Below are 9,417 nucleotides of genomic sequence, written 5' to 3'. Positions count from 1 at the left end.
TGGGACCCCCCCTAGCCGGGGTCCCGGCCACCGTCTCCACCTCGGTGGACGACGCCTTGGCCGGGACGGATGACGGGGTGCCCGACGTGATCGCCAACTACACGGCGTTCCGCGATCTCGTCGCCAGGAGCCGCTGATGATGCGCGACCGGATTCGCCTCGCCCTGGTGCTGCCCGACCTGCTGGGCACTTACGGCGACCGCGGCAACGTCATCGTGCTGGCCCAGCGGTTGAAGTGGCGCAACATCGACAGCGAGACGGTCACGGTGCTGTCGTCGGCGGACTCGGTGCCGGAGTCCTGCGACCTGTACTTGATCGGCGGGGGAGAGGACGTCGCGCAGGTCGCGGCGGTGCGGTTCCTGCGCCGGGGCAGGGGACTGCGCAGCGCGGTGGACCGGGGCGTTCCGGTGCTCGGGGTGTGCGGCGGGTTGCAGGTGCTGGGGACCAGCTTCGTCACCGGCGACGGCAAGCGGCACGAGGGCCTGGGCTTCGTCGATGCCGACACCGAACCCGGTGAAGGGCGGGCCATCGGCGAGGTCACGACGCAGTCGACGCTGATGGGCGTCGGGATGCTGACCGGGTTCGAGAACCACCTCGGCCGGACCGCGGTGGGCGGCGACTCGCGCCCCCTGGGGCGAGTGGTGCGCGGCATCGGCAACGGCCACGACTCGGCCGAAGGCGCGGTCCGCGGGCACGTCGTGTGCACCTACATGCACGGCCCGGTTCTGGCGCGCAATCCGCGGCTGGCGGATCTGCTGCTGGAGTGGGCGATCGGTGAACCGCTCGAACCGCTGCCGGACCCGCCCGAGCTGCGCGCGCTCCGCGCCGAGCGGAGCCGGCCGCACGTGCGCAACCGCAAGTGAGGCTCAGCGCCGGAACACCCGGGCGAGCCGGTCCACCGCGGGTTTCAGCTCCGGTGCCCGGAACAGCGCCAGCGCGGCGAAGCTGACTCCGAGCACCACGACGGTGTGGATGATCAGCGACGCCCAGGCGTCGGCGGCGGTGGGGAGCGGTCCGAACACGCTGCGCACCGCCGCGACGACTGCGATCGAGCAGCCGCAGCCGAGGGCAGTGGCGGCGATGCTGCGCCCGATACCGGCGAGCGTGCTCTTGGTCCGCAGCCGCCCGACCCGGCAGCGCAGCCAGATCTGCCCGGCGATCGCACCGACCACGAAGCTCGCCGACATCGCTGCGGTCACCCCGACGACCAGGTCGCCGGGGTCCGCGGTGGCCAGCACCAGGTAGCACAGCGCGCTGCGCGCCACGACCATGATCACGTTGATCCAGGTCGGAGTGCGGGCGTCGTGCATCGCGTAGAAGGCGCGCAGCTGCAGCATCGTGATGGCGAACGGGACCACCCCGATCGCTGCTGCGGCCAGGGCGTAGCCGAGCCGGTCGGCAGCGGCCACATCGCTGGCGCCCAGCGAGAAGAACGCCACGGCGAGCGGCCCGCCCGCGACGATCAGCAGCGCGCTGATCGGCATCAGCAGCACCGAGCTCATGCGCGTGCCCAGCGCCAGGTCGGCGACGAACGAGCGGGTGTCCTCGGCCGCGGCGGCCTTGCTGATCCGGGGCATCAGCGCGGTCAGCAGCGAAACGCCGAGGACCCCGTAGGGCACCTGCGACAGCAGCCAGGCGTAGTTGAACGTCGCGACGCTGCCGGGCGTGCCCTGCCCGGTCACGCGGGTGATCACGACCATGCCCGCCTGGCTGACCAGCGTGTAGAGCACCACCCAACCGGCCAGCCCGCCGAACTCCGACAGCCGCCGGTCCCAGCCCCAGCGCCACCGGTAGCGGAACCCGCTGCGCCGCAGCGACACGACCATGATCAGCGTCTGCGCGGCGATGCCCAGCGCCGTGCCGATGCCCAGGACCAGCAGTTTCGGCTCGCCCATCCGCACCGGGCTGGTGGAGATCTCGCCGGGCATCAGCGCGTACACCACGACCGTGCTGATCACGACCAGGTTGTTGACCACCGGCGCCCAGGCGGGCGTGCCGAACAACCCGCGCACGTTGAGGATCGCCTGCAGCAGCGCGGACAGGCCGTAGCAGACGATGCCCGGCAGCAGCAGGTGGGCGAACGCGGTGGTCAGGGCGGAGTTGGCGCGCGTGTCGGGGCCGAGGTAGAGCTCGGTGAGCAGGGGAGCGGCGGCGACCGCTGCCGCCGTGGCCACGAGCAGCAGCACCCCGCCCATGGTGATCATCCAGCGGGCGTACTCGGTGCCCTCCTGAGGGCCCCGCTGCTGCGCGCGGACCAGGAGCGGGACGGCGATGCTCGTGAGCACTCCGCCGAGCAGGAGCTCGTTGACCACGGTGGGCAGGGTGTTGGCCACGGTGTAGGAGTCGTTGACCACGCCGAGCCCGAGCACCGCGACCAGCAGCACCTTCGCCAGCAGGCCGCTGACCCGGCTGGTCGCGGTGGCCACCGCCATCGTCGCGCTGGCGCGGGCCAGCGAGGTGTCGCGCGCCTGCGATTCGGCCTGGTCGACCACGGTCCTCCCCAGCGTCGGCGACTTCCGGCGGAAGTCGACCGGCTTTCGCCGACCGTGCCACGGAACACCCGGCTCCGCCGCTCGAGCGCGGATCGTGGCAACCTGATCGCAGCGGTGCGGGAACGGGGGACTGGTGATGATCGTGGTCGGCGGGCTGCTGCTGGTGGCCGGAGTGGTCGTGGCGGTGGTGTTCGGAGGCGACGCGGCGGGTGGCTGGCTGCTGCCGGTCGGCTTGATCGCCGCCGGGCTGGGCATGCTCCTGGCCGGTGCGATGGCTGCGGTGCGCCGTCGGGTTCCGGTGCTCGCCGCCGTGCGCGCGCACCGGGCGGCGCCGGTGGGCAGTCCGCTCCGCAGGGCGCGGGCGGTGCCGGGGATGATCGCGGCCACCGCTCGGGGCCGGAATCCGGTGCTGCCGCGCTACCAGCTGCTGCTGTGGCTGATCGCGGTCTGCTACGTGGTCTCGCCGATCGACTTCATCCCGGACTTCCTGCCGCTGCTGGGAATCGGCGATGACATCGGGGTCGGTGCTTGGCTGCTGACCAGCCTGTACGCCGAGTCGGGCAACTACCTGGCCGCGCAGCAGCGCAGCGAGGTGGAAGCGGAGTAGCGGTCAGGTCCCGCTCGGTTCCGGTTCGGGCGGGGCGCTGCCGCGGCGGCGGAAGAGCCCGTGGTCGATCGACCAACCCCCGCCGTTGAACCCCAGTGCGAGCGCGGCGACACCGATGGCCAGCGGCAGCTCGAAACCTTCGGGGGAGAACAGGCCGTGGGGCAGGTGCACGAGGACGATCGCACCGGCCATTTCGATGGCGACCAGGATGCCGACCAGCGGCAGCAGCAGCCCGATGACCAGGAAGATCCCGCCGACCAGCTCCACCAGCCCGGCGAACCAGGCGGACACCTGCGGCAGCGGGACGTGCATCTCGGCGAAGCTGCGCCCGACCGCGTCGAGCCCGTAGTCGAAGACCTTCTGCCAGCCGTGCGCGATCAGGATGATGCCGATGCCGAGCCGGCCGATGAAGGCGAAGAAGTCACGTACCGCGTGCATGGCATGCCCCCTGTCCAGCGACTGGTGACTCCCAGTCTGCTGGCTGCCGGGCCCGCGGTCATCTCGACGCGAGAGCGGGGGTTGGGACGTCGCCGCCCCAACCCCCGCTCCATTGAGGTTCTTCCATCCTGTTCGGGCTTCCGCCAACCGCACCGCCACGCACGACGAGGATGGAAGAACCTCGTTCAGCCCTTGAGGAGCGCGCGGCCCATGACCATGCGCTGGACCTGGTTGGTGCCCTCGTAGATCTGGGTGATCTTGGCGTCGCGCATCATGCGCTCGACCGGGAAGTCGCGGGTGTAGCCGGCACCGCCGAAGAGCTGCACCGCGTCGGTGGTGACCTCCATGGCCACGTCGGAGGCGAAGCACTTCGCCGCGGCGGAGATGAAGCCCAGGTCGGGCTCGCCGCGTTCGGCGCGGGCCGCCGCGAGGTAGACCAGGTTGCGGGCGGCTTCGACCTTCATCGCCATGTCGGCGAGCATGAACTGCACGCCCTGGAAGTCGGCGATCGCCTTGCCGAACTGCTTGCGCTCCTTGACGTAGGTCAGCGCGGCGTCCAGCGCGCCCTGAGCGATGCCCACGGCCTGCGCGCCGATGGTGGGGCGGGTGTGGTCGAGGGTGCGCAGCGCCGTCTTGAAGCCGGTGCCGGGCTCGCCGATGATCCGGTCCGCCGGGATGGTGCAGTCCTCGAAGTACAGCTCGGCCGTCGGCGAACCCTTGATGCCGAGCTTCTTCTCCTTCGGCCCCACCACGAAGCCGGGGTCGTCGGCGTGCACGACGAAGGCGCTGATGCCGTTGGCGCGCTTCTCCTGGTCGGTCACCGCCATCACGGTGTACCACTTGGACTCGCCGCCGTTGGTGATCCAGCACTTGCTGCCGTTGAGCACCCAGTGGTCGCCGTCGAGCCGGGCCCGGGTCTTCATCGCCGCGGCGTCCGAGCCGGCTTCCCGTTCGGACAGGGCGTAGGAGGCCATCGCCTCGCCGGAGGCGATCGAGGGCAGCACCTTCTTCTTGAGGTCCTCGGAGCCGGACAGCAGGATCGGCATGGTGCCGAGCTTGTTCACCGCCGGGATCAGCGAGGACGAACCGCAGACGCGGGCGACCTCCTCGATCACGATGCAGGTGGCGACCGAGTCGGCGCCCTGGCCGTCGTACTCCTCCGGGATGTGCACGGCGGCGAACCCGGATTTGACCAGCGCGTCGCGAGCCTCGCGCGGGAAGCGCTCCTGCTCGTCGACCTCGGCCGCGTGCGGGGCGATCTCCTTCTCGGCCAGGTCGCGGACCGCCTCGCGCAGCGCGTGGTGCTCCTCGGCCAGCTGGTAGGTGCCGAAGTTCGGGTTCACCGGGTGCCTCCTCGTTCCCGCCGCCTTGCCTGGTGGGGGTAGTCCGTCGCGGGTCCGCGCAGCTCGCGGACGGTGTTCTCGGCCGTCATCGTAACGGCACTGAGTGCCACTTACAACGCGGGGCGGTGCTATATTCCGGCCATGCCCGAGGCAGTGACTCCTGCGCCCAAGCCCCGTTCCGGCCGCACTGCGCACGGTCGGCGGAGGGTGCGCAGCGCCCTGGCGCTGGCCGCGCTGGAGCTGTTCGCCGCGCAGGGCTTCGAAGCGACCACCGTGGACCAGATCGCCGATGCGGCCGGTGTCGGCCGGCGCACTTTCTTCCGCTACTTCCGCTCCAAGGAAGACGTGGTGTTCCCCGGGCACGACGAGCGCCTGGCCGAGGTGGTCGAGCTGCTCGACGGCGCCGACCCGGCGGCGGACCCCATGGTGGTGCTCGGGCGCACCGCCGAGGTGGTGCTGGAGATGTACCTGGCCGAACCGGAGGTCTCGCTCAAGCGTTTCGAGCTGACCAGGCAAGTTCCTTCCTTGCGCGACAAGGAGATCGCGAGCATCGACCGCTACCAGCGGGTGTTCGCGCGCTACCTGCGCCAGCGCTACGCGGGGGAGTCCGGCGGGGACCTGCGCGCCGCGGTGGCGGCTGCGGCGGTGGTCGCCGCGCACAACCACATCCTCCGGCAGTGGCTGAAGAGCGGGGGAACGCTGGACGCCAAGCGGCACTTGCGCGAGGCGATCGAGCAGGTCGCCGCGGCGCTGAACGGACGGCGATCCGCAGTGGAGTCCACCGCCGCGGAAGGGGAGAGCGTGGTCGTCGGCGTCGTCCGGACGGCGGCTCCCGCGGACGTGGTGCTCAAGCAGCTCGAGGACGCGCTCCGCGAACTCCGGTGAATCAACGGCACTCAGTGCCTAAATCAGCATCATCTTGATCACGTTCGACAGTATCTATGGTTTCAGTGTTGAATGAAATTAAGCCTCGACTCGGGCGAGCTGGAACCGCAAGGGAGAACAGCCTGGACCCCCGGGGACGGCGATGATCAGCAGTGGATGTCGGCGTTCCGGAGGTGGCGGCGCACCACGTCCCACTCGGGGTCGAGGACGTCCGGCCGCTCGGTTCCGACACCGATGTCCTTGAAGCCGCTGGAGGTCGTCACGCACACCACCGGCCCGTCGAACTCCTCGCGCACTTGCCGGAACCCCGCGAGCCCGGCCGCCGAGGAGACCTCGCACCAGAGCCCGGAACGCCCCAGGTCCCGCTGGGCCGCGGCCATCTCCGCGTCGTCCACCAGGAGTGCGCGCCCGGCGCTCTCATGGACTGCCACCGTCGCCCGGTAACCGCCCACAGCGCAGCTGATCCCGTACGCGGAGGTGGGGCCGACCTCGACCGAGGTAGCCGGGAGTCCTTGGGAGATCGCGCGGGAGAGTGGTCCGCCGGCGGCGGGTTCGCAGGCGAACAGCCGGGGCGTTCTGGCCGCGAGGCCCAGGCGCACGAGTTCGGCGAACCCCTTCCACACGCCGAACAGCAGCTCTCCGTACCCGGTCGGGACGAACATCGCCGCCGGGACACCGAGTTCGGCGAAGATCTCGTAGGCGACCGTCTTGTAGCCCTCGGGGCCGAACGCGTGCCCGGTGTGCGTCGTGGTGCTGTTGCTGACCGGGTGGAAGCCGGTCTCCGCCACGATCCGGCGAAGCAGCGGCCACCGCGCCTCGGTCGGCACCGTCAGCACGACGGCGCCGTAGGACCGCAGGAACGTGTTGACGGCCGGTGGTGCCGGCGAAGCCAGCACGATGCACCGCAGACCGGCGCGGGCGGCGAACGCGGCTGCGGAGGCGCCGTGGTTTCCGGACGAGGCGACCACGATTCCGGGAGCTCCGATGCCCGCTGCGGCGCTCACCGCGACGCGGTTGAGCCGGTCCTTGTGGCTCCACGTCGGATTCCGGGATTCGTCCTTGATGTGCACCCCGTCGCCGGGGAGCTCGATCAGCGGGGTTCCGCCTTCTCCGAGCCCTGGAGCGTGGAGCGGCGGCAGCAGGGGAGCCCAGCGGTCCAGCCCCGAGCCGGCCGGCTGCTGGAACAGCTCGGGCGGAACGCGGTCGTAGTCGTAATCGACCTCGACGGGGTAGGAGGTGGTTTCGGTGCTGGTCTCCGGGCAGCCGGTGGTCAGCGGCGGCCAGAGCGGGTAGCGGATGCCCGGATCTCCCAACGAACGCTGCCCGATGGCCGAAGAACGATCATTCACCACGTCGCTGGACCCTACCCGTGCCGGAGCAGCCGGCGTCGGTTTTCCCGCCGACAACCCGATCTGCCGGTGGCTAGCTGCTCGTGGCGCGGACGCGTTCGATCACCGGGGCGAATGCGTCCTTGTAGGGGCCGTGGATCGCGTAGTAGGTGAAGCCGTAGCGCTCGTAGTTGCGCAGGACCTGGTCGGCCATCTGCTCGATCGTGCCGATGAAGACGAACGGCGTCTCCAGCAGTTCGTCGACCGCCATCGTCGATCCGGACCGAGCGAGGAACTCCTCCGCGGCGGAGCGGCGGTCGTCGGTCACCACCGCCGCCTGGGCCAGGGCCTGCCACTCCACCTCGTCGGCCCGCTCACCGGCCTGTTCGCGCGCGTACCGGACTCGTTCGTCGGTCTCCGCCGCGGTGACGATCCGGAACGTGCCCGGCGGCTGTCCGGGGATCTGGAGGACGCCGGCGACACCGATGACGTCCGCGGTCCGGCCCGCGATCCCCAGGATCCGGTCGCCGGTGCCGCCGACGATCAACGGTGGCCCGAACCCGCCGAAGCCGGTGCGCTGGACCGGCCGGAGCGCGGGGAGGCCGAAGTTCTCGCGGAGGACGGCCTGCTGCTCGTAGCCGTCGGAGCCGAACAGCTCGGTCAGCTCGGCGATCAGGGCTTCCAGCTGATCGGCTCGTTCGTCGAAGGACTGCCACTCGATGCCGGCCTCGTCGAACTCCCACTTCATGTGGCCCGCGCCGAGTCCCACCTCCAGGCGGCCACCGGTGAGGAGATCGGTGGTGGCGATTTCGCGGGCCAGCAGCGCGGGATTCCAGAAGGGCGCGTTGAGCACGAGGGTGCCGACCCTGAGCCGTTCAGTCGCCTGGGCCGCGGCGACGAGGGTGGGGAAGGGGGAGGGGATTCCGAGGTGGTCGGCGGCGAAGACGGTGTCGTAGCCCTGCTCTGCCGCGCGGCGGCAGGCCGCGGCGAAGGACTCGGGTGATTCCAGGCCGAAGATGTTGTGGGCGAACCGGAATTCGGTCATGGACCTACGCTGCCGCAAGGCTGCGCCCTTGACCATCCGCTCTGGGGTGAACGACATCTGATTTCTGCTGCATCGATTATTTCAGTGTCAATTAAAATAAACTTCGGCGGAAACCGCTCATCGTCGGACCGCGCAGCTTTCAAACAGCCCGGACGCGAGGGCGCAGCGCCCCGTTTCCGGGAGTGGTGCTCGTTCCCGGCCTGGATGAGACTGGGCGCGTCGGCCGGCGGGCCGGCTCGGGCAGCTCGCCGGGCAGCACGGTGCGGGTCGGAGGGTTTTGATGGATTTCGACGTGTTCGAGCTCGGGGACGTCCGGTTGCAGGGCGGCGCCACGCTGCGGCAGGCGAAGCTGGCGTACAAGACCTACGGCGAGCTCAACGGCGACAAGTCCAACGCGATCGTCTACCCGACGTGGTACTCGGGTCAGCATTACGACAACGAGTGGCTGATCGGCGAGGGCATGGCGCTGGATCCGTCGCGGTACTTCATCATCATCCCGAACATGCTCGGCAACGGGTTGTCGTCCTCGCCGAGCAACACGCCGCCGCCGCACGACCGGGCGCGGTTCCCCGACGTGACGATCCACGACAACGTCCGGCTGCAGCACCGCCTGGTCACCGAGCAGTTCGGGATCGAGCGCCTGGAGCTGGTGACCGGGTGGTCGATGGGGGCGGCGCAGACCTACCAGTGGGCGCTGAGCCATCCCGAGATGGTGCGGCGGATGCTGCCGTTCTGCGGTGCGGCCAAGACCAGCGTGCACAACATCGTGTTCTTGGAGGGCGTCAAGGCAGCGCTCACCGCTGATGCGGCGTGGAACGGTGGTTGGTACGACGCTCAGCCCACGACGGGGCTGCGTGCGCTGGCTCGCGTGTACGCGGGTTGGGGGTTCAGCCAGCAGTTCTACCGGGAGAAGTGCTACGAGTCGGAGCCCTTGGACTACGGGAGCCTGGAGGACTTCCTCGTGGGGTACTGGGAGGCGCTGTTCCTCCAGCGGGATGCGAACAACTTGCTGACCATGCTGTGGACGTGGCAGAACGCCGATCTCGGAGCGACCCCGGGGTACGCCGGGATCGAGGAGGCGTTGGCGGGCATCCGAGCGGAGTCGATCATCATGCCCGGTCAGCAGGACCTGTACTTCCCGCCGGAGGACAACGAGTGGGAGGTCGCCCGCATACCGGGCGCGGAGCTCCGGGTGATTCCCGGCGCGTGGGGCCACTTCGCCGGTGGTGGGATGAACCCGGTGGATACCGCCGTGATCGACGGGGCGCTCAAGGAACTGC

At 70.1% G+C, this 9,417-nt stretch carries 9 protein-coding genes; 4 read left to right on the top strand and 5 right to left on the bottom strand.

Annotation, left to right across the window (positions count from 1 at the left end; translation table 11 throughout):
* The first annotated feature begins 136 nt into the window (after positions 1 to 136).
* Positions 137 to 862 carry a type 1 glutamine amidotransferase gene (locus OU415_RS37100; protein WP_408641993.1) on the top strand — a complete coding sequence of 242 codons (726 nt, stop codon included), beginning with the start codon at positions 137 to 139 and terminating at the stop codon, positions 860 to 862.
* Between the two features lie 3 nt (positions 863 to 865).
* Here OU415_RS37100 and murJ read toward each other — a convergent pair whose 3' ends face one another.
* Complete coding sequence (gene murJ, locus OU415_RS37095) at positions 866 to 2,491, bottom strand: murein biosynthesis integral membrane protein MurJ (protein ID WP_270954411.1); 1,626 nt, start codon at positions 2,489 to 2,491, stop codon at positions 866 to 868.
* A 136-nt stretch (positions 2,492 to 2,627) separates the two neighbouring features.
* On the opposite strand from murJ, the gene OU415_RS37090 reads away from it, so the two are divergent.
* Complete coding sequence (locus OU415_RS37090) at positions 2,628 to 3,098, top strand: YkvA family protein (RefSeq protein ID WP_270954410.1); 471 nt, start codon at positions 2,628 to 2,630, stop codon at positions 3,096 to 3,098.
* Positions 3,099 to 3,101: 3 nt separating this feature from the next.
* On the opposite strand, the gene OU415_RS37085 is transcribed toward OU415_RS37090, so the two are convergent.
* Positions 3,102 to 3,536, bottom strand: coding sequence for a DoxX family protein (locus OU415_RS37085; protein WP_270954409.1), 435 nt, complete (start codon positions 3,534 to 3,536; stop codon positions 3,102 to 3,104).
* Positions 3,537 to 3,721: 185 nt separating this feature from the next.
* Positions 3,722 to 4,879: an acyl-CoA dehydrogenase gene (locus tag OU415_RS37080; protein WP_270954408.1), complete on the bottom strand. Its 1,158-nt coding sequence runs from the start codon at positions 4,877 to 4,879 to the stop codon at positions 3,722 to 3,724.
* Positions 4,880 to 5,020: 141 nt separating this feature from the next.
* On the opposite strand from OU415_RS37080, the gene OU415_RS37075 reads away from it, so the two are divergent.
* On the top strand, positions 5,021 to 5,764 hold the full coding sequence (locus OU415_RS37075) for a TetR family transcriptional regulator (RefSeq protein ID WP_270954407.1): 744 nt from the start codon (positions 5,021 to 5,023) through the stop codon (positions 5,762 to 5,764).
* 146 nt (positions 5,765 to 5,910) lie between these two features.
* Here OU415_RS37075 and OU415_RS37070 read toward each other — a convergent pair whose 3' ends face one another.
* Positions 5,911 to 7,116, bottom strand: a complete 1,206-nt coding sequence (locus tag OU415_RS37070; protein WP_270954406.1) for a threonine synthase — start codon at positions 7,114 to 7,116, stop codon at positions 5,911 to 5,913.
* A 70-nt stretch (positions 7,117 to 7,186) separates the two neighbouring features.
* Positions 7,187 to 8,137 carry a TIGR03621 family F420-dependent LLM class oxidoreductase gene (locus OU415_RS37065; protein ID WP_270954405.1) on the bottom strand — a complete coding sequence of 317 codons (951 nt, stop codon included), beginning with the start codon at positions 8,135 to 8,137 and terminating at the stop codon, positions 7,187 to 7,189.
* A 280-nt stretch (positions 8,138 to 8,417) separates the two neighbouring features.
* Between OU415_RS37065 and OU415_RS37060 the strand changes: the two genes are divergently transcribed.
* A partial coding sequence (locus OU415_RS37060) for an alpha/beta fold hydrolase (protein ID WP_270954404.1) occupies positions 8,418 to 9,417 on the top strand: 1,000 nt, incomplete at its 3' end.

The sequence above is a fragment of the Saccharopolyspora oryzae genome (genome assembly GCF_027853915.1).
GTDB classification, from domain to species: Bacteria; Actinomycetota; Actinomycetes; order Mycobacteriales; family Pseudonocardiaceae; genus Saccharopolyspora; species Saccharopolyspora oryzae.
This window is presented reverse-complemented; position numbering and strand designations above follow the sequence as displayed.